28 protein-coding genes are annotated in these 25,210 nt (G+C 70.0%); 15 read left to right on the plus strand and 13 right to left on the minus strand.

Going from position 1 to position 25,210, the window contains the following annotated elements; all coding sequences use genetic code 11:
- Nucleotide 1: 1 nt before the first annotated feature.
- The 12 genes from motA to flgB form a co-directional block, all read right to left on the minus strand.
- On the minus strand, nucleotides 2–865 hold the full coding sequence (gene motA, locus DDE10_RS17890; RefSeq protein ID WP_114954160.1) for a flagellar motor stator protein MotA: 864 nt from the start codon (nucleotides 863–865) through the stop codon (nucleotides 2–4).
- 237 nt (nucleotides 866–1,102) lie between these two features.
- On the minus strand, nucleotides 1,103–1,957 hold the full coding sequence (locus DDE10_RS17895; RefSeq protein WP_114954161.1) for a flagellin N-terminal helical domain-containing protein: 855 nt from the start codon (nucleotides 1,955–1,957) through the stop codon (nucleotides 1,103–1,105).
- 11 nt (nucleotides 1,958–1,968) lie between these two features.
- Nucleotides 1,969–3,321 carry a flagellar hook-associated protein FlgK gene (gene flgK, locus DDE10_RS17900; RefSeq protein WP_114954162.1) on the minus strand — a complete coding sequence of 451 codons (1,353 nt, stop codon included), beginning with the start codon at nucleotides 3,319–3,321 and terminating at the stop codon, nucleotides 1,969–1,971.
- Entirely contained in the window at nucleotides 3,318–3,608 is a 291-nt protein-coding gene (locus DDE10_RS23925; protein ID WP_284734752.1) for a rod-binding protein, read from the minus strand. Before DDE10_RS23925 ends, flgK begins: the two co-directional genes overlap by 4 nt.
- Entirely contained in the window at nucleotides 3,605–4,702 is a 1,098-nt protein-coding gene (locus tag DDE10_RS17910; protein ID WP_114954163.1) for a flagellar basal body P-ring protein FlgI, read from the minus strand. The genes DDE10_RS23925 and DDE10_RS17910 overlap by 4 nt, the downstream gene beginning before the upstream one ends.
- An 8-nt stretch (nucleotides 4,703–4,710) precedes the next feature.
- Nucleotides 4,711–5,331 (minus strand): flagellar basal body L-ring protein FlgH, encoded by a 621-nt coding sequence (locus tag DDE10_RS17915; protein ID WP_114954277.1) that lies wholly within the window; start codon nucleotides 5,329–5,331, stop codon nucleotides 4,711–4,713.
- 26 nt (nucleotides 5,332–5,357) lie between these two features.
- Nucleotides 5,358–6,146 carry a flagellar basal-body rod protein FlgG gene (gene flgG / locus DDE10_RS17920; RefSeq protein WP_114954164.1) on the minus strand — a complete coding sequence of 263 codons (789 nt, stop codon included), beginning with the start codon at nucleotides 6,144–6,146 and terminating at the stop codon, nucleotides 5,358–5,360.
- A gap of 22 nt (nucleotides 6,147–6,168) precedes the next feature.
- Complete coding sequence (locus DDE10_RS17925; protein WP_114954165.1) at nucleotides 6,169–6,912, minus strand: flagellar basal body rod protein FlgF; 744 nt, start codon at nucleotides 6,910–6,912, stop codon at nucleotides 6,169–6,171.
- A 26-nt stretch (nucleotides 6,913–6,938) separates the two neighbouring features.
- Nucleotides 6,939–8,231, minus strand: coding sequence for a flagellar hook protein FlgE (locus DDE10_RS17930; protein WP_114954166.1), 1,293 nt, complete (start codon nucleotides 8,229–8,231; stop codon nucleotides 6,939–6,941).
- 24 nt (nucleotides 8,232–8,255) lie between these two features.
- The gene (locus tag DDE10_RS17935) at nucleotides 8,256–8,909 is read right to left on the minus strand and encodes a flagellar hook assembly protein FlgD (protein ID WP_114954167.1); all 654 of its coding nucleotides are present in this window, start codon (nucleotides 8,907–8,909) and stop codon (nucleotides 8,256–8,258) included.
- Nucleotides 8,906–9,310 (minus strand): flagellar basal body rod protein FlgC, encoded by a 405-nt coding sequence (flgC, locus tag DDE10_RS17940; protein ID WP_114954168.1) that lies wholly within the window; start codon nucleotides 9,308–9,310, stop codon nucleotides 8,906–8,908. The genes DDE10_RS17935 and flgC overlap by 4 nt, the downstream gene beginning before the upstream one ends.
- A gap of 2 nt (nucleotides 9,311–9,312) precedes the next feature.
- Nucleotides 9,313–9,666, minus strand: coding sequence for a flagellar basal body rod protein FlgB (flgB, locus tag DDE10_RS17945; RefSeq protein ID WP_114954169.1), 354 nt, complete (start codon nucleotides 9,664–9,666; stop codon nucleotides 9,313–9,315).
- A gap of 203 nt (nucleotides 9,667–9,869) precedes the next feature.
- Here flgB and DDE10_RS17950 point away from each other — a divergent pair, with 203 nt between their 5' ends.
- The 15 genes from DDE10_RS17950 (at nucleotide 9,870) to kdsA (ending at nucleotide 24,322) form a co-directional block, all read left to right on the plus strand.
- On the plus strand, nucleotides 9,870–10,547 hold the full coding sequence (locus tag DDE10_RS17950) for a motility protein A (protein ID WP_114954170.1): 678 nt from the start codon (nucleotides 9,870–9,872) through the stop codon (nucleotides 10,545–10,547).
- Nucleotides 10,544–10,990 (plus strand): flagellar motor protein MotB, encoded by a 447-nt coding sequence (locus tag DDE10_RS17955; protein ID WP_114954171.1) that lies wholly within the window; start codon nucleotides 10,544–10,546, stop codon nucleotides 10,988–10,990. Before DDE10_RS17950 ends, DDE10_RS17955 begins: the two co-directional genes overlap by 4 nt.
- Nucleotides 10,991–11,091: 101 nt before the next feature.
- A complete protein-coding gene (locus tag DDE10_RS17960; protein ID WP_114954172.1) occupies nucleotides 11,092–11,607 on the plus strand; it encodes a GNAT family N-acetyltransferase in 516 nt (171 codons plus the stop codon).
- Nucleotides 11,608–11,701: 94 nt separating this feature from the next.
- A complete protein-coding gene (locus tag DDE10_RS17965; RefSeq protein WP_114954173.1) occupies nucleotides 11,702–12,256 on the plus strand; it encodes a flagella basal body P-ring formation protein FlgA in 555 nt (184 codons plus the stop codon).
- A gap of 55 nt (nucleotides 12,257–12,311) precedes the next feature.
- On the plus strand, nucleotides 12,312–12,587 hold the full coding sequence (gene flgM / locus DDE10_RS17970) for a flagellar biosynthesis anti-sigma factor FlgM (RefSeq protein WP_114954174.1): 276 nt from the start codon (nucleotides 12,312–12,314) through the stop codon (nucleotides 12,585–12,587).
- Nucleotides 12,584–12,898, plus strand: a complete 315-nt coding sequence (locus tag DDE10_RS17975) for a hypothetical protein (RefSeq protein ID WP_162806711.1) — start codon at nucleotides 12,584–12,586, stop codon at nucleotides 12,896–12,898. Before flgM ends, DDE10_RS17975 begins: the two co-directional genes overlap by 4 nt.
- Nucleotides 12,899–12,979: 81 nt before the next feature.
- Nucleotides 12,980–13,777 carry a transglycosylase SLT domain-containing protein gene (locus tag DDE10_RS17980; protein ID WP_114954176.1) on the plus strand — a complete coding sequence of 266 codons (798 nt, stop codon included), beginning with the start codon at nucleotides 12,980–12,982 and terminating at the stop codon, nucleotides 13,775–13,777.
- A 4-nt stretch (nucleotides 13,778–13,781) separates the two neighbouring features.
- The gene (gene flhA, locus DDE10_RS17985) at nucleotides 13,782–15,887 is read left to right on the plus strand and encodes a flagellar biosynthesis protein FlhA (RefSeq protein WP_114954177.1); all 2,106 of its coding nucleotides are present in this window, start codon (nucleotides 13,782–13,784) and stop codon (nucleotides 15,885–15,887) included.
- Nucleotides 15,884–16,705 (plus strand): MinD/ParA family protein, encoded by an 822-nt coding sequence (locus DDE10_RS17990; RefSeq protein WP_114954178.1) that lies wholly within the window; start codon nucleotides 15,884–15,886, stop codon nucleotides 16,703–16,705. The genes flhA and DDE10_RS17990 overlap by 4 nt, the downstream gene beginning before the upstream one ends.
- A complete protein-coding gene (locus DDE10_RS17995) occupies nucleotides 16,692–17,420 on the plus strand; it encodes a sigma-70 family RNA polymerase sigma factor (protein ID WP_114954179.1) in 729 nt (242 codons plus the stop codon). The genes DDE10_RS17990 and DDE10_RS17995 overlap by 14 nt, the downstream gene beginning before the upstream one ends.
- Nucleotides 17,417–19,852 carry a hydrolase gene (locus DDE10_RS18000; protein ID WP_114954180.1) on the plus strand — a complete coding sequence of 812 codons (2,436 nt, stop codon included), beginning with the start codon at nucleotides 17,417–17,419 and terminating at the stop codon, nucleotides 19,850–19,852. The genes DDE10_RS17995 and DDE10_RS18000 overlap by 4 nt, the downstream gene beginning before the upstream one ends.
- A 114-nt stretch (nucleotides 19,853–19,966) precedes the next feature.
- Entirely contained in the window at nucleotides 19,967–21,133 is a 1,167-nt protein-coding gene (locus tag DDE10_RS18005) for a hypothetical protein (RefSeq protein ID WP_162806712.1), read from the plus strand.
- Nucleotides 21,130–22,143 (plus strand): KpsF/GutQ family sugar-phosphate isomerase, encoded by a 1,014-nt coding sequence (locus DDE10_RS18010; protein WP_284734754.1) that lies wholly within the window; start codon nucleotides 21,130–21,132, stop codon nucleotides 22,141–22,143. The genes DDE10_RS18005 and DDE10_RS18010 overlap by 4 nt, the downstream gene beginning before the upstream one ends.
- A complete protein-coding gene (locus DDE10_RS18015) occupies nucleotides 22,140–23,474 on the plus strand; it encodes an RraA family protein (protein ID WP_114954182.1) in 1,335 nt (444 codons plus the stop codon). Before DDE10_RS18010 ends, DDE10_RS18015 begins: the two co-directional genes overlap by 4 nt.
- Nucleotides 23,474–24,322, plus strand: coding sequence for a 3-deoxy-8-phosphooctulonate synthase (gene kdsA, locus DDE10_RS18020; protein ID WP_114954183.1), 849 nt, complete (start codon nucleotides 23,474–23,476; stop codon nucleotides 24,320–24,322). The genes DDE10_RS18015 and kdsA overlap by 1 nt, the downstream gene beginning before the upstream one ends.
- A gap of 38 nt (nucleotides 24,323–24,360) precedes the next feature.
- On the opposite strand, the gene DDE10_RS18025 is transcribed toward kdsA, so the two are convergent.
- The gene (locus DDE10_RS18025; protein ID WP_114954184.1) at nucleotides 24,361–25,158 is read right to left on the minus strand and encodes an inositol monophosphatase family protein; all 798 of its coding nucleotides are present in this window, start codon (nucleotides 25,156–25,158) and stop codon (nucleotides 24,361–24,363) included.
- Nucleotides 25,159–25,210 lie beyond the last annotated feature (52 nt).

A 25,210-nucleotide genomic window follows, 5' to 3' on the forward strand; every position in this document is an offset into this window, starting at 1 on the left:
CCTACCGGCCCCGCATGCCGTCGAACACGTCGGCGAAGGCCGGCTGGTTCGTATGGGCGATCCCCGACCGGGCGGCCTCGATCACCAGCGGCAGCGGATGGCCGTGGAGCGAAGCGATGACGATCTGCTTGACCACGTGATAGATGGCCGCATCCGCCTCGATCACCTGGCGGGCGCGGTTGGCGAACGGACCGACGAAGCCGTAGGCGAGCAGCACGCCGAGAAAGGTGCCGACCAGCGCCGACCCGATCATCTCGCCCAATATGGCGGGCGGCTGGTCGATCGAGCTCATCGTCTTCACCACGCCCAGCACGGCCGCGACGATGCCGAGCGCGGGGAGCGCGTCGGCCAGGGTCTGCAGCGTGTTGGCCGGGCGGATCGCCTCGTGGTGGTGGGTCTTGATCGCATTGTCCATCACCTCCTCGACCGCGTGGGGATCGAGCGTTCCCGACGACACGACGACGAGCCTGAGAGTGTCGCAGATCAGGTGGACCAGGGTATCGTCCTTGAGCAGCCGCGGATATTCGGCGAAGATCGGACTGGCCTTGGGGTCCTCGATATGCGGCTCGACCGCGACCGGGCCATCGGTGCGCAGCATCTTCATCAGCCGCGACACCAGGAAGATCGTATCGAGGAAATCCTGCTTGGTGTAGCGCGCGCCCTTGAAGACCTTGGCGAAGCCGCCGCCCAGCGCCTTCAGCTCCCGCATCGAGTTTCCGGCGATCGTCGCGCCGAGCGCGGCGCCGCCGATGATCAGCATCTCGAGGGGCAGAGCGTGGAGGACGACACCGATGCTGCCCCCGCCCACGATGAACCCGCCGAACACCATGATGATGACGACGATGATACCGACGGCTGGAAACATCCGCTCAATCCCCGAACTGGCCAGTGGGCAAAGAAAGCCTGCCTCGAAAGTATTAACGGCAGGGGCGCGAGGAATTTAGCGTTGGCGGAGAATATGACGGAGCTTCGTGCCCCGGGACTTCACGCGGAGGAAAGCCTGCGAAACAGGGTCGAGGGGCCCCTGCGCTGAAGAGCCCCTCGACCGCGTTTCACGCGCTCCGCTTCCCCGGCACAGGCGGGGGAGGAAAAAGATCCGGCCTTACCGCAGGATGTCGAACAGGGTGCTCGCATTGATCCGGGCGAAGGCGGCCTGGGCGGCCTGCAGGGTGAGCTGGCGCGCCTGGAGCTTGGCGATCACCTCGGTGACGTCGGCGCTCTCGATCCCTTTGCGCTCCTCCTCGGCCCCGAGATTGGAGGCGGCCAGGGCGTCGAGGAGATTGTCGATCCGCTTGCCCCGCGTGCCCTGCTCGCCCTGCGCGGCGGAAATCCCCACCACGGAGGTCTCGAGCTCGTCGAGGGAGGCATCGCCGGCCGTCTTGCGGGCGACGGGATCGGTGAGCTCGATCGCGTCGGCGGCATCGGTGATGATGGCCACGAGATCCTTGGGCCCGCCGGCCGTATCCATGTCGAACACGGAGGAGCGCGTCCCGCTGGCCCGGACGCGCAGCCCCTCGCCGACCGGGATCTCGAGCGCATCGGCCACGGGGAAGAGCGGCTCGCCCCGGGAGTCGCGGCTGCCCTGCAGCGTTGCGATCTCCTCTGCGATCGAGCGAAGCTCCAGCGCGATGGTCGCGCGGTTGGCGTCGGACAGGGTACCGGTGGTGGCGGAGATCATCAGCTCCTTGGCCCGGGTGACGGCCGTGGCGGTCGCCTCCAGCGCGTCGTCCGCACGCTGAGAGATGGCCGCCGCTGTCTGCAGATTGCTCTTCCAGGTGACGATGTTGGACTGAAGCCGGGCGATGTCCGAGACGCGGGCGGCGCCGACCGGATCGTCGGACGGAGTCTGGATGCGCTTGCCCGTCGATATCTCGACCATGCCGCGGTCGATCAGGCCGGCGAGCTTCTGCTGCCGGTGGATTTCCTGGCTGAGGCGGTAACGGGTGCCGGTGATCATGGTTCAGTTCCTCAGAGAGCGTCCAAGATGGCGTTGAAGGTGTCGCGGCCGACCTGGAGGATCCGGGTCGCGGCGCTGTAGGCCTGCTGGTAGCGGAGCAGCTCGGCCGCCTCGCGGTCGAGGTCGACGCCGGTGATCTCGTCGAGCGCGGCATAGGCATTGTCGCGCCAGGCCGAGGCCGCGGCCGCTTCCGACCGGGTGGAGGCGAGCGACTGGGCCGTGTCTGCGACGATCGCGTCCCAGCGCGACTCGACGCCGCCCGCGCCGCGCAGCCCGTCAAGCGCGAGCAGGTTGCCGTTCGCCCGCCCGTCGGTGGAAGCGGCGGCGATGAGCGCGGGGTCGTCGATCAGCACCGCGAAGCCGGCGGCGCCGCCGCTTCCGTCGAGCAGGTCCGCGCCGGGATCGCCATTGGCGTCGATTCCGCCCGCCGACCAGGCATTGATCGCGCCGGCAAAGTCGGCGGCGAGCGCATCGAGCGCGGCACGGCGATCGGCGGTGACGGAGGCGACCTGGACAAGCCCGGCCAGTCGTCCGGCCGTCGCCGGCAGCGGCACGGTGGTCCCTTCCTTGCTGATCCGCAGCGCGATCCGTCCGTCGCTCGCCGCGTCGACCCCGATCACGGCGTAGCCGACTCCGTTGAGCAGCGAGACCGAGGCGGCGCCGTCGAGGGCGAGGCTGGCGGTACCGTCGCCGGCGACGGAGACCTGGACGTCGAGGCGCTGGGCGATATCGTCGATGAGCCGCTCGCGCTGATCTTCGAGCGCGGCATAGGAGGCGCTGCCGCGCGCGGTCGCGCGGATCGTGCCGTTGATCTCGTGAAGCGCGCGAAGGGCGCTGTTGACGGTCTCCGCGTCCAGCCGCGCGGCGTCCTCTATCCCGCCCGACACCCGCTCGAGCGCGTTGGCGCTGGTGTTGAAGGCGCCGGCCGTGTCCCGCAGCGTCAGCAGCACCGCCGATCGCGCGACCGGGTCGGCAGGATTGGAGGCGAGCGCGCCGGCGGCGTTGAAGAAGGCGGTGAGCGACGATCCGACGGTCATGCCGCCATTGCCGAGCGCGTTCTCGACCGTGGTCAGCCATTGCGAACGCGTCTCGGCATTGCCGGCCGCCGCCGCCGAAAGCCGGGCCTCGGTAGCCCGGAACGAATCCCAGGCGCGGGCGACGCCGGCAATGTCGACCCCGCTGAACAGGATCTGCTCGCGGTAGACCGGGTCGGGATTGACCCCCGGAGTCGGTGCCTGGCGGAGGATGGCCGTTCGGCGCGAATAGCCCGGCGTCTCGGCATTGGCGACATTTTCGCCGACGGCGCCGAGCGCGCCCTTATAGGCCTTCACGGCCGACGCGCCGATGCTGATAAGGTCGCTCATCTCGGGCTCCGCCTCTGGAACTGGTTGAGAAGCATCTCGGCGATGCCGAAGCCGCCGCGCTCGGCCATGGTGTCCGCGAGCCGGGCGTCGGCCATGTCCCGGAACTGATCGGCGGCGGCGCTGCCGAGCAGATCCTCGCCGAGCTTGGCCTGGCGCATCGATCCGATCATCTGGCGCAGGAACACCGCCTCGAAGGCCTGGGCCGCCTCGCGCAGGCGCGGATCCGGCTCGCCGGTGCCCGCGGCGGCGGGCGCGCTGCCGCCGGCCTGGGAAAGAGGGCCGATCACAGGACGACGAGCTCGGCGCGCAGGGCGCCGGCCTGCTTGAGGGCCTCGAGGATCGCGACCAGGTCCGAGGGCGCGGCGCCGATCGCGTTGACGGCGCGGACGATGTCCGAGAGTTCGGCGCCGGGCGCCATCTCGAACATGCGGACTCGCTCCTCCGCCACCTCGATATTGCTGTTCTGCTCCTCGGCGGTCTGGCCGCGGGAGAAGGGGGCCGGCTGGACGATGGTTGGATTCTCCTCGACCGCGACGGTCAGCCGTCCGTGGCTGACGGCGGCGGGGCTGATCCGGACCGCGCCGTTGATGACGACGGTGCCGGTCCGCGCATTGACGATCACCCGCGCCGGCGCGTCGGCCGGAGTGACCAGGATATTCTCGATCCGGCTCATCATCGCGGTGCGCGGCTCGGCTCCCAAGGGTGCCTCGATCGCGATCGACACGGCGTCGACCGCGCGGGCGAGCGGCTGGCCGAGATCGCCGTTGATCGCGTCGGCGACTCGCCGGGCGGTGGTGAAGTCGGCATCGGCGAGATTGAAGGTGAGCTGCGGCGCCGAGGCGAAGCCGGCATCGACCGCCCGCTCGACGGTCGCGCCGTTCGGGATGCGGCCCGCCGAGGGCACGTTGACCGAGACCTGGGAGCCGTCCTGGGCGGAGACGCCGAGGCCGCCGACGGCGAGATTGCCCTGCGCCATCGCGTAGATCTGGTCGTCGGCGCCGCGCAGCGGCGTCATTACCAGGGTGCCGCCGCGCAGCGATCGGGCCCGGCCGAGCGCGGAGACGGTGACGTCGAGCCGCTGGCCCGGACGCGCGAAGGCGGGAAGCTCGGCGGTGATCATCACCGCCGCGGCATTCTTGAGGGCCGGATTGACGCCCGGGGGCAAAGTGAGGCCGAAGCGCGAGGCGATCCCGCTCATGCCCCGGGTGGCGTATTCGAGATTGTCGTCGCCGGTGCCGGCGAGACCGACGACGATGCCGTAGCCGACCAGCTGGTTCGGACGCACGCCCTGGAAGGCCCCGAGATCCTTGATCCGCGTGGCATGGGCCGGCGCCGCGAAGGCGGCGAGGGCGGCGAGGAGGAGAAGGAGGCGGCTGAGCATGGGAAACCTCAGAACGGGCTGATGATGGTGAAGAAGCGCTGCAGCCACCCCTGGCGGCTGGCGCGCGCGATCTCGCCGCGGCCGGAATAAGCGATCTGCGCGTCGGCGACCCGGGTGGAGGGGACGCGATTGTCGTGGCCGATATCCTGCGGCCGCACGATTCCGGCGACGCGGATATATTCGTCGCCGCGGTTGATCCGGACGCTCTTCTCGCCGCGGACGACGAGATTGCCGTTGGGCAGGACCTGGGCGACGGTGACGCTGATCTCGCCGAACAGCGAATTGGCCTGGGTCGAGCGGCCGGCGCCGGTGAATTCGTTGTTGCCGCCCATCGCGACGTCGCTCGGCTGGAAGAAGGAGAGCGGGCCGGTGGTCGGCGGAGTCAGGCCGAGGCTGCCGTCGCGGTTGGTGTCGGCGCCGTTGGTGGTCGTGCCCTGCATCCGCTCGACCAGGACGATGGTCAGCACGTCGCCGATCGCGGCGGCGCGGTTGCCGCTGGTGAGCGGGGCATAGCCGTTCGACGCCTGGAAGATGGCGCCATTGGCCGGCGCCGGCGGCGGCGCCTCCGGAAAGCTCGGCTCGTAGCTCGGCCGCGGCTCGCGGCCGGCGCAGAGCAGGGTCGCCGCCATGGCGAGGAAGAAGGCGCGCTTCACGATCACAGCTGCTGGTTGGCGTTGCGGAGCATCTCGTCGGTCGCCGAGACCATCTTCGCGTTCACCTCGTAGGCGCGCTGGGTCTCGATCATGTCGACCAGTTCCTGGACGACATTGACGTTGGAGCCTTCGAGTGCGCCCTGGCGCAGGGCGCCGCGGCCCTCCTCGCCCGGGCTGCCGACCTGCGGCTGGCCGCTGGCGGCGGTCTCCATGTAGAGATTGCCGCCGACCGCCTGGAGCCCGGCTTCGTTGACGAAGCGGGCGATCTCGATCCGGCCGATCTCGGTCGCCTCGGTCTGGCCCTGCTGGGTCGCCGAGACGGTGCCGTCGGCGCCGATCGTCACCGACTGGGCGCCCTCGGGGACCTGGATCTCGGGCTGGAGCGGCATCCCGTCCGAGGTGACGATCTTGCCTTCCGAGGAGAGGTGGAAATTGCCGGCCCGGCTGTAGGCGGTGCTGCCGTCGGGGCGCAGGATGCGGAAATAGCCGTCGCCCTCGATGGCGAGGTCGAACGGATTGCCGGTGGTGCTCAGCGTCCCCTGGGTGTTGACCCGGGCGGTACCGGTCATGTGGACGCCGGTGCCGAGATTGAGGCCCACCGCATATTGGTTGTCGCCGGAGGCGGCGGCGCCGGGCGCGGTCATCATCTGGTAGGCGAGCGTCTCGAATTCCGCGCGGTCGCGACGGAATCCGGTCGTGTTCACATTGGCCAGGTTGTTGGCGATGACGCGCATCCGCGCGGCCTGGGCGTCTAGGCCCGTGCGGGCGACGTGAAGGGCGGCGTTGGACATTGGACTGCTCCTTGGATTTCGTTCAGCCCGGCAGCCGCATCAGGTCGGCGGCCGACGTGTCGATGTCGCGGGCGGTGGTGATGAGCCGCAGCTGGGTCTCCCAGGCGCGGCTCGCCTCGATCATGTCCATCAGGCCCTGGGTGACTTCGACGTTCGAGCCTTCGAGGCTCCGCGGCGTCAGCCGGGCCTGCGGGTCGGACGGCAGCACCCCGCCGTCGGGGACCCGGAACAGGCCGTCGAGGCCCTTGCGGATCTCCGATCCGGCCGGGGAGGCGAGCTTCAGCCGGTCGACCTGGACCGGCTGGTTCGGGTCGCCGCCGGTGGGGACGATCCAGATCGTGCCGTCCTGGTCGATCCGGACCGAGTCGGCGGGCGGGATCGTCACCGGGCCCTGCTCGCCGAGGACGACATGGCCGTCACCGGTGGTGAGGACGCCCGAGGGGCTCGTCATCAGGTCGCCGCGGCGGGTATAGGCCTCGCCGCCAGCGGCGGGCTGGACGGCGAGCAGGGCGTCGCCCTGCATCGCGACGTCGAGATCGCGGCCGGTCTGGTTGACCGTGCCGGCGCTCATGTCGGCAGCGAGCACCTCCTGCGAGGACTGGGCACGGGCGTCGAAGCCTTCGCCGCGGATCCACAGCGCCCGCGCCGACGTGATCTCCCGCCGGAAGCCGGTGGTGTTCGCGTTGGCGAGGTTGTGCGCGACCGCGGTCTGGCGGTGCATCGCACCGCGCAGCGCCGAGAGCGACGTGTGGATCAGACGGTCCATGATTCAGTCTCCGGTCCCGTTCAGCCTCAGCTGCGCAGGTTCATGATCGACTGGGTCATCGCGTTGGCGGTCTCGATCGCCTTGGCGTTGGCCTGGAAGTTGCGCTGGGCCGAGATGAGCGAGACCAATTCGTCGGTGATGTCGACATTGGCGCGCTCGAGCGTGCCCGACTGGATGCGGCCGAAGCCCTCGCCGCCGGCTGCGCCGACCTGGGCCTGCCCGCTCTCGCCGGTGACCGTCCAGCGGCCGTCGCCCTGCTGGCGAAGGCCGGACGGGTTGGCGAAATTGGCGAGCAGCAACTGGCCGAGCACCTGGGTCGAACCGTCCGAGAAGGTGGCGGTGATGCTGCCGTCGTCGCCGATCGAGATATCGTTCAACCGGGCCGAGGCGATGCCGTCCTGCTCGAAGGCGCCGACGCTGAAGGAAGCGGTCTCCTGCGTGGTGGCGGTTCCGAAATCGAGCGAGATGGCGAGCGGGGCCGAGGCGCCGGTCGGGAAGACGTCGCCGAAGGCGGTCGCGCCGGACGGGCTGGTGAGCGCGCCGCTGGCATCGAAGGTGAGCTCGATCGGGGTGGCCGGGGTCGAGCCGGTGACGGTCGAGGCTTCCTCGTTGCCGACGAACAGATGGGCTTCCCAGGTGTCGGCGGCGTCGCCGTCGGCGACCGATCCGGTGCGGACGAAGTAGAGCATGGCCGGGATGGCGCTGCCCTCGCTGTCATAGACCGTGGTCTGCTGCGAATAATTGTAGCTGTTCGGGTCGAGCCGGTCGAAGGCATAGGGGTTGCTGGCGCTGTAGACCGGCCGGTCGGCCGGCTTGTCGGCCGTGCTCGGCAAGGTCGCCGAGACGTTCATCAGGCTGGTCGCGCGCGGCGTGCCGGAGGTCAGCGGCAGCTGCAGCGCGCTGGCCGAGCCCAGGCTGGCGCTGGCGATATTGCCGTTCGCGTCGGCCGGCATCACCTGCACATAGGCACCGTTGGAGTCGGTCAGATAGCGATCGGCGTCGATCGAGAGCGAGCCGTTGCGGGTGAAATAGGTGGGGCCGCCCTCCAGGCTGTTGCGGGTGACGAAGAAGCCCGATCCCGAAATGGCCAGATCGAGCTCGCGGGCGGACGCTTCGAACCCGCCCTGGGTGAATTGCTGCTGGATGCCCTTGAGCCGCACGCCCTGGCCGGCGGTCTTGGAGGAAGCCGGCATGATGTCGCCGAACTCGGTGCGGCTCCGCTTGAAGCCGTAGGAGCCGACATTGGCGATATTGTTCGAGATGGTGGACAAATCGGTCTGCGCGCCGCGAAGGCCGGAGAGCGAGGTGTAGAAGGACATCGGAAAGGCTCCTTTTGGGGGAATTCAGGAAATGCGGATGGCGGCGTCGGGGGCGAGCAGCCCCAGGCCGGTGACCAGGCGGGCCTCGCCGCCATTGGCGGGCGACTGGATTCCGCCGATCGTGGTCCAGGTGGCGGTGGCGGTCTCGACCGGCGATCCGCCGGCGCGGGCGTTGACGACGACGCGAAGCGGCCCTGCATTGACCGGCTCGCCGTCCTCGCCGAGGCCGTCCCAGCTGAAGTGGACGGGGCCGGCCTCCTGGGCGCCGAGCGTGATGTTGCGGACGACCGACCCGTTCTCGTCGACGAGACTGACGGTGACCTGGTCGGCGGCGGCGCCGAGCTCGAGCTCGCCGGCATAGCTGCCGTCGCGGAGCGGCGTGGCGACGTCGGCCTCGACCAGCATCGCCCGGCCGATCCAGCTCGCGGCGTCGCCGATGCGATTGCCGGTGAGCGCCCCGGCGATCGCCTCCAGCTTCTGGTTCATCTCGGCGATGCCGGCGACCTGGCTGAACTGCGCCATCTGGGCGACCATCTGGGTATTGTCGACCGGGTTGAACGGATCCTGGGTGGTGAGCTGAGTGGTCAGCAGCCTCAGGAAGGCGTTCTGGTCGAGCCCGTTGGCCGGGCCGGCGCCGGTGGTCGAGCCGGGCGCATTGGAGGAGATGGGATCGATCATTGGCCGAGCCTCAAGGTGTCGAGGGTGAGCGTCTTGGCGGTCTGCAGGACCTGGACGTTGTTCTGATATTGGCGCGCGGTCTCGACCATTTCGATCAGCTCGGCGGCATGGTCGACGCCGGCTTCCCAGACATAGCCGTCGGCATCGGCCAGCGGATGATCGGGGGCGTGGCGGCGGGTCGGCTCGATGCCGCCGGCGACGACGCGATCGACGCCGACGGTGGCGACGCCCGGCCCCGCCTCGACGGTACGGAAGACCGGGCGGATGGCCCGATAGGCGCCTTCGCGGGTGCCGGAGACGGTGCCGGCATTGGCGAGGTTGGAGGCGTTGGCGTTCAGTCGGACGAGCTGCGCCGACATGGCGCGGCCGGCAATGTCGAAGACGGAGAGCGGGCGGTCCATGCTCATTCTCCCTTGAGCGCGCGCTTGAGCGTGTTGATGCGGCCCTCGAGGAAGGAGAGGGTGGTGCGGTACTGGACCGCATTCTCCGCGAAGAGGGTCTGCTCGGTGGAAAGCTCGACCGTGTTGCCGTCGAGCGAAGGCGTCACCGGCACGCGATAGGCGACCGATTCCTCGGCGGCGCGCTGGCTGTCATAGCCGCGGCCGGCCATCTGCAGGGCGCGGTTGAAGTCGATGTCGCGGGCCCGGTAGCCCGGGGTCGCGGCATTGGCGATGTTCGAGGCGAGCAGCGACAGGCGCTGCGAGCGCAGCGCAAGCGCGGTGCCGTGGATTCCGAACAGCGAGTTTTCCTGTGCCATCGCGTCGTTCCTAAAGTTCGCCCGCCGCCTGCCGTTATCCGATAGGCGAGGGCTTGCGGGCTGGTGGATGCAATGGCCGTGCCAGTTTGGCGCGTACCGGGGTTCCTGCCGGTAAATCGGCGTTGCGGGGGCGAGACCGGCAAATCCTTGCCGCCAGCCGGCAGGATCTTGCCGGTCCGTTTGCGTGGGGAGAGGGAGGGACGATGATCGACAGCGCGGCGCGATTGTTCGATCCATTGTCCCTCCTCCTCGTCGGCGGCGGCACCCTCGCCGCGACCTTGGTCTCCTCCACTTTTGCGGACGTCCGCCGCGCCGCCGCGGCCCTCCGCCCGTTGCTGCACGCCCGGCCCGAGCGCGACGCCGAGGCGGCCGACCATGCCGTCCGCCAGATCGGCCAGATCCTCGATATCCGCGCGATCGCCTGCGCCGACCGGGTGCGGACCCCGGTCGAGTTCGTCCGCGAGGCTGCCCGCCGCCTGGCTGATGCCGAAGACAGCGATGCCTTCCGCGAATGGGCCAAGGCCGACATGGAGGCCCGGCGCGTGCGCCACGAGGGCGCCGTCGCGGTCTGGCGCACCGCCGGCGAAGCCGCGCCGGCCATGGGGATGATCGGCACCGTCATCGGCCTCGTCTCGATGTTCGCGCGCATGAGCGAGCCCTCGACCATGGGCGCGGCGATGGCGGTGGCGATGCTGACGACCCTCTACGGCCTCGTCATCGCCGCCTGCCTCGCCGGGCCGGTCGCGACGCGGCTCGAGCGCCTGTCCCACCTCGAGCGGCGCTGGCAGGAGAGGGCGCTCGACCGCCTCGAGGCGCTCGCGCGCGCGGAGGAGGAAGCGCGGCAAAGCTGGACGCCCCCCCGCGCCCGCGCTGTCCGATGAGGCTCGCCGCCGCCCCGCGCTGGGCGATCAGCTTCGCCGATCTGGCGCTGCTGCTGCTCGGCTGCTTCGTCATGCTCCACGCGATGCGTCCGCCGACGAGCGCGCCGACCGCCGCGGCGACAATCGACGCCGCGCTCGTCGCCGACCTCCAGGCCGACCTGCTCTTCGAGCCCGGCGAGGCCCGTCTCACCGCGGCCGGCGCCGCGCGCCTGCGAGCCCTGGCCGAAGGTCAAAGCGGCCGCCCCTTGCAGCTGGCCAGCCGCGGGGGCACCCAGTCCGGCGCCCGCCTCGATGCCTTCGAGCTCGCCGCGGCGCGGGCGGCGGCAGTGGCGCGGGTGCTTGGCATCGACGGTCGGTACGTCACGGTCCAGCCAAGGCCCGACGCTGAAGCTGGTCAGTCGATCAGCCTCTTCCATATCCCTGCCGGGACACCGGCGGCTTAAGCCGCGATCGATCGTTTCCTTGCCGATCCGGATCGCGGCGATAGGCTGCGGTCGATGGCCGACGCATCGCCTTGCCCTCCTTCCGCTGTCGTCCTGCGACTATGAGGGACCCGCCCATCGAGACCGAGCAGTTGCGAATTCGGCCTTTCACGACCGCGGACGTAGCGAAGCTCGTCGCGCTCTTCCGCGATCGCGCCGTCGCACAATATGTCGGCGACGGAAGCGCCCTCAGCGAGGCCGATGCTTCACTTTGGGTCCGGCGGTCGAGGGCGAATATCGATCGATACGGCTATGGCACCGGCGCCGTGGTCGAGAGAGCGTCGGGGGAAATGGTGGGCTGGGCCGGCTTCGCCCGCCCCGAAGACGCGCCGGAGGAGATCATCTACGGGTTCGATCGGGAGCGGTGGGGGCGGGGCTATGGCCACGAGGTCGTCGCAGCCATGCTCGCTCTGGCCGACGGCTTCCTCCGAATGGAGGAGGTGAGGGCCACGGTGGATTCGGCCAATGCCGTCTCGATCCGCCTGCTGACCAAGCATGGATTCGTGCTGACGCAGCGTGGCTATCGCGGCGAGCCGGGCACCGACCTCTATGTTCGACGCTCGTCGGCGCGGAGATAAAGGCGCAGCCTCGCGCGATCGTCGGCCCACGGACCTTCGCTCATCTGGCACGACCATTGCTTGTAGAGGCACGAAAGTCTCTGGAGCCACAGCCATGCCGACGAAATTCCGACACCTGATCCTTGCCGCCGGCCTCGTCGCCGGGCCGGCCCTGGCGCAGGCCTTCGAGGATCTCGACCAGCTCGAGACGCAGGTGACCGCCTCCCTGGGCGCCGCCATCGGCGAGCCCGGTGGACCGGCGCGGCCGATCGACCGGCGTCTCAGGCTGCGGCCATGCCCGGAACCGGCGACCGTCGAGGCACCGGCCATGGGCGCGGTCGCGGTTCGCTGCGAGAGCGTCGGCTGGCGCATCCGGGTGCCGCTCACCGCCGGCAGCCGAACCGCCGTCGCCGCCTCCGGCGCTGCGGCCGCGGCCTCGGCGCCGGCCGAGCCGGTCGTGCGCCGCGGCGATCAGGTCCAGCTCGTCGCCATGAGCCGCAGCTTCACCGTCAGCACGACTGGCATCGCCGAAGAGGACGGCGCCCCCGGCGAGCGCATTCGCGTCCGCCGCGAGGTGGCCGCCGCCAACGGCCGCGGCAGCCGGACGACCAGCCGCGTCATCGGCGAAGTGCTGCGCGATGGACGAGTCGCCCTTCCCGGATTTAACTGATCGTCAACCCGGCCGTTACTGATGCAAGCGCGAGCGAGCGCGAGAAAGGAATGACATGATCGACGGAGTCGGAAAGAGCGGTCCCGCCCGCATCGGCCTTGGTCTGGGCAAGCCCGGCGCGAGCGCGCCGGCGCAGGCGGCCGGCCAGGCCGGCAGCTCGGCGGCGAGGCCCGCCGCGGGCGGCGCGGTCGCCGATATCGTCGCGGCCGGCGCGCCGGTCGACAGCGACAAGGTCGCCGCGATCCGTGCGGCGATCCAGGCCGGCAATTATCCGGTCGATCCGACGCGGATCGCCGAGCGCATGCTCGAGCTCGATCTGCCGCTCCGGTGACCTCTCCGGATCCTCTCGACGCGATGCGCGGCGCCCAGGAGGCGCTGATCGCCGCGCTCGATTCCAACGACATCGCCGCCGTCGAGACGGCGGTGGAATGCTGTCGTGCCTGCGTCGAGACGCTGCGCGACGATGGCGCCGTCTCCGCGACCCCCGACGTTCCTGCGCGCGCGACCGAGCTGCTGCGCCTGTCCGACGAGGCGCAGATGCGCGTCAATTTTCTGACGGACGCGATGCAGCGCCGGCTCGATCGCCTGGCCCAAGCCGGGGGCCGCGGCCGCGTCGCCCTCTACGCCAGAGAGGGAAGATAGCCTTCCCCGTCTGCCGACGCCGCCGGTAAGGCGGGTTGGCACGCTCCTTGCTCCGATGCTCCCGAACCAGAAGGGGGCATCATGTCTCAAGCGACGATCACAGGCAGCCAGGGGACCGGTCTTGCGGGCCGCGTCGGCTCCGCGATCCAGCTCGCCGCCGCCCGCACCGGCGTCGACTTCGACTATCTGTTCAACCAGGCGCGGATCGAAAGCGGCCTCGATCCGAACGCGCGCGCACGCACCTCGAGCGCGACCGGCCTGTTCCAGTTCATCGACCAGACCTGGCTCGCCACCGTCCACCGCCACGGCGCAGAGCACGGGCTGGGCTGGGCCGCCGGCGCGATCTCGCGCGGAGCCAATGGCCGCTATCACGTCGCCGATCCGGCAATGCGCCGCGCGGTCCTCGATCTTCGTCGCCAGCCCGAGGCCGCCTCGGCGATGGCCGCGGAATTCGCGGCCGACAATCGCACCTATCTCGAGAGCCGCCTCGGCCGCGAGGCGGAGCCGGTCGATCTCTATCTGGCTCATTTCCTCGGCGCCGGCGGCGCCCGCCGCTTCCTCGAGGCGCATGACGCCAATCCGAATGCCGCCGCCGCTTCGGTGATGCCTTCGGCAGCCCGCGCCAATCGCTGGGTCTTCTACGATCGCGACGGCAGCCCCCGGACCCTCGCCGAAGTGCGCGAGCGCTTCGCCGAGAAGATCGGCGACTCTTCGCCGGGCGCGCCCCGGCCGGCGCCGCGCATCGCCCCGCCGGACGAGGCGACGACGATCCGGCTCGCCTCGCTCGGCGCGCCGCCGCAGGGGGAGGGCGCCCGCGGCGGCGTCGCCCCCCATCATGCGCGGCTCGCCTATCTGATGCTCGCCGAGCTTGGAGCCTGAGCCGATGAGCCAGATCGCCCTCAACCGCACCGTCTGGATCAGCTCGGCCAAGGGCGCCGTGCTGCCCATCGCCACCTTGCTGCTCGTCATGCTGATGGTGGTGCCGGTGCCGGCGCTGCTGCTCGACATCGGCTTCATCACCAACATCATGATCAGCCTGGCGGTGCTGATGGTGGCGCTGAACGTCGCGCGCCCGCTCGATTTCTCGTCCTTCCCGACGGTGCTCCTGTTCGCCACCTTGCTGAGGCTCGCGCTCAACGTCGCCTCGACCCGCGTCGTGCTGGTCAGCGGCCATGAGGGCTCGGACGCCGCCGGCCACGTCATCGAGGCGTTCGGAAGCTTCCTGATCGGCGGCGACTATGCCGTCGGCCTGTTCGTGTTCGCGATCCTGATGATCATCAACCTGATCGTCATCACCAAGGGCGCCGGCCGCGTCTCCGAAGTCTCGGCGCGCTTCACCCTCGATGCGATGCCCGGCAAGCAGATGGCGATCGACGCCGACCTCAATGCCGGCCTGCTCACGCCGGAGGAAGCCAAGCTGCGCCGCCAGGAAGTCGCCACCGAGGCCGACTTCTACGGCTCGATGGACGGCGCCTCCAAGTTCGTGAAGGGCGACGCCATCGCCGGCGTGCTGATCCTTGTCGTCAACATCCTTGGCGGCCTCATCCTCGGCACCTTGAGCCACGGCATGGGCATCGGCGAGGCCGCCTCCGCCTATGTCCTGCTCGCCATCGGCGACGCGCTGGTCGCCCAGGTGCCCGCCCTTCTGCTCTCGATCGCTGCGGCGGCGATCGTCACCCGGGTCAATTCGCCCACCGACCTGTCCGGGCAGATCACCAGCCAGATCGGCTCGGCCCGCGCCTGGACCCCGGTCGCCGGGATCCTGCTCGTGCTCGGCCTGCTGCCCGGCATGCCGCACATGATCATCCTGCCCGCGGCGGCCCTGGCCGGCTTCGCGGCCTGGAAGATGCGCAAGTCGGAAAAGTCGAGTGCCGCCGAGGCGGCCGAGCCCGAGCCGGAGCCGTCGCCGAGCGCCATCGGCTGGGACGAGGTCAGCGACGACGCCGCTCTCGGGCTCGAGCTGGGCTACGGCCTGATCGGCCTCGTCGACGAGCGCAAGGGCGCGCCGCTCATGGCCCGGATCACCGGCATCCGCCGCCAGCTCTCGCGCGAGCTCGGCTTCGTCATTCCCCTGGTCCGGGTGCGCGACGACATGTCGCTGGCGCCGAACAGCTACCGGATCAGCGTCGGCGGCGTCGTCGTCGGCGAGGACGAGGTCTGGCCCGAGGACCTGCTCGCGCTCGATTCCGGCGATCTCGTCGACCGGATCGACGGACGCCAGGTCAAGGACCCGACCTTCGGTCTCGACGCGGTCTGGATCGCGCCGGCGAAGCGGGCCGAAGCGGTCGTCGCCGGCTATACCGTCGTCGATCCGGCGACCGTGGTCGCCACCCATCTCAACCAGATCGTCCAGACCGCCGCGGCCGAGCTGTTCGGCATGGACGAGACCCAGAAGCTGCTCGACGCGCTCAAGGAGAATGCGCCGCAGCTGGTCGCCAACCTGACGCCGCAGCCGCTGGCGCTGGCCTCGATCGCAGCCCTGTGCCGGGCGCTGCTCGCCGAAGGCGTGCCGCTCAAGGACTTCCGCCGCATCGCCGAGGCGATGGCCGACGCCGCGCGCGACGAGAACGACCCGGTGCAGCTCATCGAGGCGGTGCGCCAGCGGATCGGCGCCCTCATCGTCCAGACCCTGGTGCCGGTGAAGATGCCGCTTTCGGTTGTGACGCTCGATGCCGGGCTCGAAAGCCTGCTCAACCAGGCGGTGCGCACCGGCCGCGAGGCGGTGCACCCGATCGAGCCCGGGCTTGCCCAGCGCATCGTCCAGGCGGTCGGCGAGATTGCCGGGCCGCTGCTCAACCAGGGCCGCCGCTTCGCGGTGGTGACCTCGCCGGTCGCCCGGCGGGCGCTGGCGCGGCTGCTGGCGCCGCACATGCCCGACGTGCCGGTCCTGTCCTTCCTCGAGATTCCCGACGGCAAGGCCGTCGAGGTCGTCGCCGTCGTCGGCGGCGAGACCCATCAGCCCATGCTTGCCTCGGAGGTTGCCGCGTGAATTCCAGACCAGTTCGAAATGCCCGGGTGATCGCGGTGGCCAGCGGCAAGGGCGGCGTCGGCAAGAGCAATGTCAGCGTCAATCTCGCCGTCGCCCTTGCGGGCGTGGGCCGGCAGGCGATGCTGGTCGACTGCGACATGGGGCTCGCCAACGCCAATATCCTGCTCGGCATCAACGGCAACTGGACGCTGGGCGACGTGCTCGGCCGCCACTGCGCGCTGGAGGACATCCTTCAGCGCGGCCCCGGCGGCATCCTGCTCGCCCCCGGGCATAGCGGCACCGGCATCGGATCGACCCTCGGCGAGCGCGACCGGCAATGGCTGGCCGGAGCCTTCCGACCCTATGCCGACAGCCTCGACTATGTCGTCGTCGACACCGGCAGCGGCATCTCGCTCGAGACGCTCGGCATCGTCGCCGCGTCCGACCGGATCCTGCTCGTCCTGTCGGGCGAGCCGACCGCCTTCATGGACGCCTATGCGCTGGTGAAGGCCCTGACCGTGAAGCATGGCTGCGCCGAGGTCAGCGTCGTCGCCAACATGGTGACGGACGACGAATCCGGCCGCGCCTTGTACGAGCGCTTCGCCGCTGTCATCGGCAAGTTCCTCGCCGTCGAGCTCGATTATCTCGGCGCGATCCCGGAGGACCGGCACCTGCGCGACGCGGTGCTGCGCAAGCGCTGCTGCGTCGAGGCCTATCCCAGCGCCCGCGCCAGCCGTGCCTTCCGCCGCCTTGCCGAGCGCATCGTGCAGACCGAGCTTGCCCCGATCGCGGGCGGCCACCGCTTCTTCGGCATGGAGGCGCTGCATGGCGCTCATTGACCCCGGCGCAGGCCTCACCACCTATTCGCGCCAGCCCAGGCCCGGGCCGGAGGCGCTGATCAGTGCGCATCTTCCGCTGGTCCGCAAGATCGCCTGGCACGTGCACGGCCGGGTCGCCTCGGCAATCGAGATCGAGGACCTCGTCCAGACCGGCATGGTCGCGCTGATCGAGGCCGCCAACGGCTTCGAGGATCGCGGCCACGCTTTCTCGACCTATGCGACCTTGCGGATCCGCGGCGCGATGATCGATCATCTGAGGCGCCATGCGGCGATCTGCCGGTCTGCCATGGCCCGGCGGCGCGAGCTCGCCGGCGTGCGCCACCGTCTCGAGGGCCAGCTCGGCCGCGAGCCGAGCGAGGCCGAGATGGCCGAGCAGATGGGCCTCGACGCGGCCGAGTATCGCAAGCTCGTCGACGACAGCCAGGCGATCCACCACGAATCGATCGACGAGGTCTATTCCGAACATTCGATGTGGTTCGCCGACGTCGAGGAGCGGGCCGACGAGGCGCTCGAGCGCGAGGGGCTCAAGGCGGCGATCGTGCAGGCGATCGGCGGGCTTCCCGAACGCGAGGCGATGGTGCTGCAGCTCTACTTCGTCGAGGAGATGAACCTCGACGAGATCGGCCAGACGCTCGGCGTCGGTGCGGCCCGCGTCTGCCAGATCAAGAAGGCGGCCCTGGAAAAGGTCCGCAAGTCCCTGGAGGAATGGACATGACCAAATTGCGTCAGACGAAGCCGTCCAAGACGCGCGCCGAGGCGCTCAGGCTGTCGGTCGCCGCGGCGGACCTTCCGTCGCTGCTCGACCATGCTCCGCCGGGCATACGCTATCTCTCCCTGGATTGCTTCGACACCCTGCTGTGGCGCAACACGGTGGCCCCGCGCGACGTGTTCGCGGATCTGGGCATAAGGGGCGGCGGCATCTGGCCGCGCGCCAAGGCCGAGGCGCGGGCGCGCCAGCGCGCCTTCTTCGCGAAGGGCAAAGGCGAGATCGGCATCGACGCCATCTATCGAAGCCTGATGCCGGAGGCGGGCGAAGACGAGATCGCCGCGGCGGTCGCCGCCGAGATCGCGGCCGAGGCGCGTCATTGCTACGGCTTCACGCCGACCGTGGCCTTGATCGAGGCGGCGAAGGCGCGCGGCCTCGAGGTGATCATCGTCTCCGACACCTATCTCTCGGAAGGGCAGCTGCGCGACCTGATCGCCGCGGCGGCCGGCGAGGCGGTGGCGGCGCTGATCGACCGCATCTTCGTTTCCTGCGAGCACGGCATCGGCAAGAGCGAAGGCCTGTTCAGGCCCGTGCTCAAGGCGCTGAAGGCGGCGCCGGAGCTGGTCTTCCACATCGGCGACAATCCGGTCGCGGACCAGGCGGCGCCGACGCAGCTCGGCATCGCCACCGCCCATCTGCGGCAGTTCGACGAGGACTGCGCCCGCCGGCTGCGCTTCGAGGCCTCGGCCGCGGCGATGATCGACCCGAGCATCCGTAACCGCGCACCCGCTTACGCGCCCCACCGCGCCGTGCTGTCGCTGCACGGCGAAGCGGATCCGGTCCGTGCGCTGGGTCATGACGTGCTCGGCCCGGTCATGCACGCCTTCGCCGCCTGGGTGGAAGCGGAGCGGCGAGAGATGGCGGCGAAGCTCGGCCGGCCGGTCAAGCTGCTCTTCCTGATGCGCGACGGCCATCTGCCGCTGGAGGTCCATCGGGCGCTGTTCGGCGACGACAATGCCGAGCCGATCGAGCTCAGCCGGTTCACCGCCCGGCGGGCGAGCTTCACCGACGCCGACGCCGTCCGCCGCTATCTCGCCGACGAAGGCCGCCACGGCCGCACCGACGTCCTCACCAAGCAGCTCGGCCTCAATGCGACCGAGGGGATGCGGCTGTGCCGCGGCCAGGTCGGCTTCGAGGCGCAGGAGCGGTTCAATCGGGCGGTGCTCGAGCCGAAGATGCTGGGCATGATCGTCCAGCGCTCGGCGGCGTTCGCCGACAAGGTGATGAGCCATCTGCGCCGGGCGGGGGTCGAGGAGGGCGACGCCGTCATGTTCGTCGACCTCGGCTATGCCGGCACCGTCCAAAATCTGATCGAGCCGGTGCTGCGCGAGCGCTTCGGCCTCACCGTCGCGGGCCGCTACCTGCTGCTGCGCGACCCCGAGCAATGGGGCTTCGACAAGAAAGGCCTGATCGACGACCGCCATTACGATCTCGCGGCGGTCCATGCCTTGTGCATGCCGATCGCCGTCGTCGAGCAATTGTGCACCGCGGCCATGGCTTCGGTCGTCGATTATTCGCCGGACGGATCGGCCCTGCGCAAGGAAGCCGGCCAGAAGGGCCTCCAGAATGCGGTGCGCGACCGGGTCCAGCGGGCCTGCATCGAATTCGCCGGTCATGCCGGCGATGCCGTCGTCCGGCCGGCCGCATCGGACGATCCGGACTGCCGGCGGACGATGGCGGCGGCGGTCCTCGCCCGCTTCCTGTTCATGCCGACGGCCGGCGAGGTCGAGGTGCTGAAGGCCTTCGACCATGACGTCAATCTCGGTTCCGACGACCTGGTCAAGCTGGTCGATCCCGATCTGGCCGCCACCGGCCTTCGCCGCCGCGGCCTGTTCTACGTCAACCAGTCGAACCGGATGTATCTGCCCGGAGAGCTCCAGGCGCACGGCCTGCCGCATCTGATCGCCATGTTCGCGGCGTCGCGCTACCAGCTCGATCTCCGCCCGACCGATTTCCATGCCGACGAGATCCGGCTGGAAGCATTCATCGCCGATGCCACGAGCCAGACGATGCTGCCGATCGAGGCGCATTCGACCCATGACGGCTATTTCCAGGCGACGGTGCCGGTCGGCGCCGGCCGTTTCGCCGTGGGTGTCCTGATCGGCGCCGTCGCGGAATGGCTGCAGCTGGAGGAGGCCGCCTTTCACGGCGTCAACGCGCTGCACGACCCGATCGAGGCGGCGCTGACACCCCCGATCGAGGCGCAGATCGTCTGCGAGGGAATGGAGGAGCTGTCGCCCGGTTTCTACCGCTGCCGCGAGGATGCGCTCCTGCTCGTCCCGCCGCCCGCCGGGCTGATCCGCGAGCCGATGCTGCTCAGCCTGGTCTTCCGGCCGGTGGTCCGACGGGAGGCACGGCCGGCGCTCCGGCAGGCGGCCTGATCAGGAGGCGCACGGGGTGGTCGCGAAGAGCTTTGTTAACCATTCCCGCCGAATAGGGTTAACCACGCCGCAACTTTCGACGTCGGGCCACCCAGGTCGCCCGCGAGGAGAATGATGAGAATCTTGTTCTATCTGCCCGTGGTCACTCCCTGGTGGTTCGACCATATCGTGGCGCGCCTGATCGAGCGGGTGGCGCGCGAGGCGGAGGTGCACGTCATGGTGCCGCCGCTCTGGCAGGGCACCGGCATCGGGCCGGACCAGCTGCTCGGCGTGGACGGCAGCGACCGCATCGCCTGGCATATCCTCGACGGCGAAGGCCATGAGCGGCTGCGCACCTGCGCCGCCGGCTTCGACGCCTTGTTCGATCTGGTCGCCGAGATCGACGCCGACATCACCTTCTGCCGCAGCGCCGACGTCGAGAGCCCGCGCCGATTTCCGGGCACCGTGCGCTACCTGATGGAAGGCGCCTTCCCGCCCTTCCCATCGCGCGACGAATGGATCGTCCTGCGCGAGCAGCCCTTCGACCATGGCGCGATGCCGCCGATCGGCGCCGAAGCCGAAACGGCGCTGGTTCGTGCGATCGAGCCGGCATGGCACCGCACCCGCCAGCTGTTCGGACAGGAAGACCGGGCAAGCCGGTTGCATCGCCTCGGCCTGCCCGCCGATCGTCTCGTCCTCGCCCTGCCGCTCGAATATGAGCATGAGGAGAATTTCTTCGGCATTCACCGCAGCCACGCCGACAATGCGGCCCTGGTCGCCGAGCTCGCGGACTCGCTCGACGCGAATGCCGTGCTGGCCGTGACCGACCACCCTCTCAACCGCCTCTATTGCGACCGTTCCGCCCTTCACGAGACGATCGCCCGCCGCGGCGGGGCCGTGCGCCTGATCGAGGGGGAGGGGGAGCCCAAGCAGGCGACGCTCGACCTGGTTGCCGCGTGCGACGGCCTCGTCGTCGGCAATTCGAAGGCGATCACCATCGGCGGCTTCCTCGGCAAGCCGATCCTTCGCCTGTCCGATCACGCCTCCGGCGCCTGGCTCAACGCCGGCACCGACCTGGCCGCCTTCACCGTCGGGCTGCGGTCCGGATCGGCACCGACGCCATCCGCGAGCGGGGCGCAAGCCTGGTTCGCCTTCCACGCCGCCAACAGCGTGATCGATCCGGCGGACGCGGACCTGGACGCCGGGTCGCTCTTCGAGCGGGTCGAAAAGCCGGTCGATCCCCGCCGGTGGCACGCTTCTCTCCTAAGATATGCTCAGACCTATCCGGAGCTTTTCCAGTGACCCGCGCCGCTTCCCTCGCCCTCGCCGATCCGGGACCGATGCCCGAACTGCCTGCCGGCGCGCTCGCCGGCTGGTTCAGGGAGGTGCTCGAATCCGAGCGCGCGGCGATCGGCCGCTTCCTTGCCGGCGAGGTCTCCGGGATCGACTCCCTCGTTGCCGAGATTGCCGGGCAGGACCGGCCGCTCGTCTGCCTCGGCATCGGCAAGTCCGGACTGGTCGCCGCGAAGGTGGCGGCGACGTTCTCCAGCCTCGGCACCCCGGCCTTCTTTCTGAACGCGGCTGAGGCGGCCCATGGCGATCTCGGCGCCGTCCAGACCGGCAATCTCGTCATCATCTTCTCGAACAGCGGCACGACCGAGGAGATCGTACGGATCCTGCCGGTGCTGAAGTCCAGGCAATGCCGGCTCATCGGGATCGTCGGGCGGCCCGATTCGCCGATCGCCGCCGCGGTCGACCATCTCGTGCCGAGCGAGATCGAGCGCGAGGCCGACCATATCGGCATGGCACCGACCGCCAGCACCATCCTGCAGATGGCGATCGGCGACGGCCTTGCCGTCGCCGCCAGCCGCGCCCGCGGCTTCGCCCGCGAGGACTTCCTCCGCCAGCATCCGGCCGGTCTCCTCGGCCGGCAGATGATCCGGATCAGGCACCTGATGCGCAAGGGCGACGATCTTCCCACGGTGCTGCCCCATGCCTCGGTCGCCGACGTGACCGGCGTGATCTCCGCCCGCCGCGTCGGCGCCGCCTGCGTGATCGACTGGGAAGGGAAGCTCCTCGGCCTCATCGTCGACGGCGACATACGGCGCCTGGCGCAGCGCAAGGGCGACTTCTACGCGACCACGGCCGGCGAGATCATGCAGGCCAATCCGCGCGTCGTCGGTCCCGATCTCACCGTCGCCGATACCCTTCTGCTCCTCAAGGAGGCGGACCGGCGCTTCGACGTCCTGCCCGTCGTCGACGGGAACGGCATCCTGCTCGGGCTGCTGAGCAGCTGGGACGTCGTGCAATGAGCTCCGGAGCGGGTAAATCGCGGGTGGTGGCGTTCGTGCCGGCCAAGGGCAGCAGCGAGCGCGTTCCCGACAAAAACCTGCAGATCCTGGACGGCGAGCATCTGTTCAAGCGCAAGCTGCGCCAGCTGCTCGACTGCCCCCTGATCGACGAGGTCGTGCTCGATACCGATTCCGACGCGATCGCGGCGCTGGCGGCCGACCTGCCGGTGACGCGGCTGCGCCGGCCGGACGCGCTGGCGAGCAATGCGACCGACGGCCACGAGCTCTTCGCCTATGAGTGCGGCGCCGTGCCGCCGGCCGACATCTATCTCCAATGCCTGTGCACCGCCCCCTTCGTCACCGCGGACACGGTCGGCCGCGCCATCGGCCGGCTGCTCGACGACCCGGAGCCGGACAGCCTGGTCGCCGTCAGCCGTGCCAAGCAATATCTCTGGGACGGGAAGGTACCGGCCTATGGCGGCGGCCGCATCCCGAACAGCGTCGATCTTCCGGCGCAGGTGATCGAGGCGATGAGCCTCTATGCGGTTCGCGGCGGGGCAGGCGCGCCGGCCCCGGCCCGACGCTTCGGCGAGCGTCCGATCCTGTTCGATCTCGATCCGGTGGAGCAGATCGACGTCAACACGCCGACCGATCTCGTTCTCGCCGAGGCGGTCTGCGCGGGCCACCGCGCCGAGGCCAATCTGCGGCTGCGCGCGCTTCAAGCGCATCTCTCCTCGCCGGTCCTTTCCGACATCTCGGCCGACCTCGGCCTCGAGACGGTGCTGCCGCCGATCTTCCGTCCGACGAGCCCCGGCAAGTTCCTGGGGCGGGCGAAGACGCTCCAGCTGAGGGCGGTGGATCGGGACGGGCCGGACGCGGAGGCGTGGAAGGGCATCTACCGGGCGCTCGATTCCTACGCCTTCGTGCGCCCCGGCGACGTGATCATGGTCGCCACCGACGTTCCCGGCCGCGCCTATTTCGGGGACCTCAACGGCAATCTCGCGCTTCGAGCGGGCGCCCACGGCGTGGTCGTCGACGGCTTCACCCGCGATACCGGCGACGTGCGGGCGCTCGGCCTGCCGGTCTACGCCCATGGCGGCTGGTGCCGGGACATCAAATATGAAGGGACCCTCGCGGCGATGAACATGCCCGTGGACATGGGCGGCATCGCCGTCGCCAACGGCGACATGGTGTTCGCCGACGATGACGGCGTCGTCGTCATTCCGCGCCGACTCTGGCCGGCGGTGGAGGAACGGGCCTGGGCGGTGCTGGCGAACGAGGGCCGCATCCGGATGCTCGCCGCCCGCGGCACGCCGGTGCAGGCCATCCTCGCCGAATGCGGAGCTTTCTGATGAGCCGATCCAGGACCATCACGATCGGCGGGCTCGAGGTCGGCAACGACCGGCCCTTCGTCCTCATTGCCGGACCCTGCGCGATGGAGAGCCGCGATCATGCGCTCGAGACGGCGGAGGCGCTCGACGCGATGTGCCGCCCGCTCGGCATCGGGCTCATCTACAAGAGCTCGTTCGACAAGGCCAATCGCACGTCGGCCGAGGCGCCGCGCGGGATCGGCCTGGATCAGGCGCTGCCGGTCTTCGCCGAGATACGCGACCGCTTCGGCTGCCCGGTCATCACCGACGTCCACGACGCGGCGCAATGCGCGCCGGTGGCGGAGGCGGTCGACGTGCTCCAGATCCCGGCCTTCCTGTGCCGCCAGACCGACCTGCTCGTCGCCGCCGCCCGGACGGGCCGCGCGGTCAACGTCAAGAAGGGCCAGTTCCTGGCGCCCTGGGACATGCGCAACGTCGCCGCCAAGCTGGCCTCCGCGGGCTGCGAGAGGGTGATGCTCTGCGAGCGCGGGACCAGCTTCGGCTACAACACCCTCGTCAACGACATGCGGGCCTTGCCCATCCTCGCCGAGGCGGGCTGGCCGGTCATCTTCGACGCCACCCATTCGGTGCAGCAGCCCGGCGGGCAGGGCGACCGGTCCGGAGGACAGCGCGAATATGTGCCCGTGCTCGCCCGCGCCGCTTTGGCGATCGGCGTCGCCGGCCTCTTCATCGAGACCCACGAGGATCCCGACCGGGCGCCGAGCGACGGCCCGAACATGGTCAGGCTGGGCGACATGCCGGCGCTGCTCGAGCGGCTGCAGGCCTTCGACCGGCTCGCCAAGACGAGCGCGGTCGCCGCCGCCGCCTAGCGAGAGTGTGTGTCCTGGCCACCTGAGCAGGACAGGCTCTAGATGTCGCCAATGAGCGCCCGCGCCGCGTCCCAGATCGCGGGGGTGCGGGCGACCAGGATGCCGTTCGCATCGCTTGTCGGAACGAAGGCGGATCCGTCCAGCCGAGCGGCGCGCCCGCCGGCCTCGTTCAGGAACAGGGCCCCGGCGGCATGGTCCCAGGCGAGCGTCCGCCAATAGAAGGCGAAGTCGCGTTCGCCGGCGCCGATCGCCGGATATTCCACGCCCGCGGACATCAGCCCCGGCAGCAGCGTGGCGCCGGCCGTCAGCCGCGCGCTCACCGCCAGCCGGAGCGAATCCGGCATGAACCGGCCCATCGAGCCGCGCAGCCTCTCCGGGAGTGCCTCGGTTCCTTCGATGCGCCGCCCGTCGAGCCAGGCCCCTGAGCCGAGCTCGGCGCGCGCCAGGCGCCCGGTCACCGGCTGGAACATCCACCCCGCCTCGACGGTGCCGTCGCGGAGCAGCGCGACCATGACCGCGAATGCGGATTCTCCGGCCGCGAAATTGGCGGTGCCGTCGAGCGGATCGATCAGCCAGACCGTGCCATGCGCGAGCGAATCGAGGAGGCTCGGATCGGCGGCGCAGGCTTCCTCGCCGATGGCGCGCGACCCGGGCAGAAGGCGTTCCAGCCGCTCGGCGATGATCGCCTCCGCCTCGCGGTCGGCGACCGTCACCAGCTCGCCGGGAGACTTTTCCTCGATCTCGTGGCGCGCGAGCTGGCGGAAGCGCGGCAGGATCGCGCGCTCGGCCGCTTCGTGGAGCAGCGGGGCGACCTGGTCGAGGAGAGCGCCTTTCATCGTGCCGCTTCCTAGCGGGCTGCCATCGCCGAGCCGAGCCCATTTCGACGCC

Origin of the sequence: Sphingosinicella terrae, assembly GCF_003347635.1 — a bacterium.
In the GTDB taxonomy this organism is placed as follows: domain Bacteria; phylum Pseudomonadota; class Alphaproteobacteria; order Sphingomonadales; family Sphingomonadaceae; genus Allosphingosinicella; species Allosphingosinicella terrae.

What these genes read in the sequence shown, in the direction of transcription:
- motA (WP_114954160.1), bottom strand. Translation starts at nt 865, where the DNA reads ATGTTTCCAGCCGTCGGTATCATCGTCGTCATCATCATGGTGTTCGGC.
- DDE10_RS17895 (WP_114954161.1), bottom strand. Translation starts at nt 1,957, where the DNA reads ATGATCACCGGCACCCGTTACCGCCTCAGCCAGGAAATCCACCGGCAG.
- flgK (WP_114954162.1), bottom strand. Translation starts at nt 3,321, where the DNA reads ATGAGCGACCTTATCAGCATCGGCGCGTCGGCCGTGAAGGCCTATAAG.
- DDE10_RS17910 (WP_114954163.1), bottom strand. Translation starts at nt 4,702, where the DNA reads ATGCTCAGCCGCCTCCTTCTCCTCCTCGCCGCCCTCGCCGCCTTCGCG.
- DDE10_RS17915 (WP_114954277.1), bottom strand. Translation starts at nt 5,331, where the DNA reads ATGGCGGCGACCCTGCTCTGCGCCGGCCGCGAGCCGCGGCCGAGCTAC.
- flgG (WP_114954164.1), bottom strand. Translation starts at nt 6,146, where the DNA reads ATGTCCAACGCCGCCCTTCACGTCGCCCGCACGGGCCTAGACGCCCAG.
- DDE10_RS17925 (WP_114954165.1), bottom strand. Translation starts at nt 6,912, where the DNA reads ATGGACCGTCTGATCCACACGTCGCTCTCGGCGCTGCGCGGTGCGATG.
- DDE10_RS17930 (WP_114954166.1), bottom strand. Translation starts at nt 8,231, where the DNA reads ATGTCCTTCTACACCTCGCTCTCCGGCCTTCGCGGCGCGCAGACCGAT.
- DDE10_RS17935 (WP_114954167.1), bottom strand. Translation starts at nt 8,909, where the DNA reads ATGATCGATCCCATCTCCTCCAATGCGCCCGGCTCGACCACCGGCGCC.
- flgC (WP_114954168.1), bottom strand. Translation starts at nt 9,310, where the DNA reads ATGGACCGCCCGCTCTCCGTCTTCGACATTGCCGGCCGCGCCATGTCG.
- flgB (WP_114954169.1), bottom strand. Translation starts at nt 9,666, where the DNA reads ATGGCACAGGAAAACTCGCTGTTCGGAATCCACGGCACCGCGCTTGCG.
- DDE10_RS17950 (WP_114954170.1), top strand. Translation starts at nt 9,870, where the DNA reads ATGATCGACAGCGCGGCGCGATTGTTCGATCCATTGTCCCTCCTCCTC.
- DDE10_RS17955 (WP_114954171.1), top strand. Translation starts at nt 10,544, where the DNA reads ATGAGGCTCGCCGCCGCCCCGCGCTGGGCGATCAGCTTCGCCGATCTG.
- DDE10_RS17960 (WP_114954172.1), top strand. Translation starts at nt 11,092, where the DNA reads ATGAGGGACCCGCCCATCGAGACCGAGCAGTTGCGAATTCGGCCTTTC.
- DDE10_RS17965 (WP_114954173.1), top strand. Translation starts at nt 11,702, where the DNA reads ATGCCGACGAAATTCCGACACCTGATCCTTGCCGCCGGCCTCGTCGCC.
- flgM (WP_114954174.1), top strand. Translation starts at nt 12,312, where the DNA reads ATGATCGACGGAGTCGGAAAGAGCGGTCCCGCCCGCATCGGCCTTGGT.
- DDE10_RS17980 (WP_114954176.1), top strand. Translation starts at nt 12,980, where the DNA reads ATGTCTCAAGCGACGATCACAGGCAGCCAGGGGACCGGTCTTGCGGGC.
- flhA (WP_114954177.1), top strand. Translation starts at nt 13,782, where the DNA reads ATGAGCCAGATCGCCCTCAACCGCACCGTCTGGATCAGCTCGGCCAAG.
- DDE10_RS17995 (WP_114954179.1), top strand. Translation starts at nt 16,692, where the DNA reads ATGGCGCTCATTGACCCCGGCGCAGGCCTCACCACCTATTCGCGCCAG.
- DDE10_RS18000 (WP_114954180.1), top strand. Translation starts at nt 17,417, where the DNA reads ATGACCAAATTGCGTCAGACGAAGCCGTCCAAGACGCGCGCCGAGGCG.
- DDE10_RS18005 (WP_162806712.1), top strand. Translation starts at nt 19,967, where the DNA reads ATGAGAATCTTGTTCTATCTGCCCGTGGTCACTCCCTGGTGGTTCGAC.
- DDE10_RS18015 (WP_114954182.1), top strand. Translation starts at nt 22,140, where the DNA reads ATGAGCTCCGGAGCGGGTAAATCGCGGGTGGTGGCGTTCGTGCCGGCC.
- kdsA (WP_114954183.1), top strand. Translation starts at nt 23,474, where the DNA reads ATGAGCCGATCCAGGACCATCACGATCGGCGGGCTCGAGGTCGGCAAC.
- DDE10_RS18025 (WP_114954184.1), bottom strand. Translation starts at nt 25,158, where the DNA reads ATGAAAGGCGCTCTCCTCGACCAGGTCGCCCCGCTGCTCCACGAAGCG.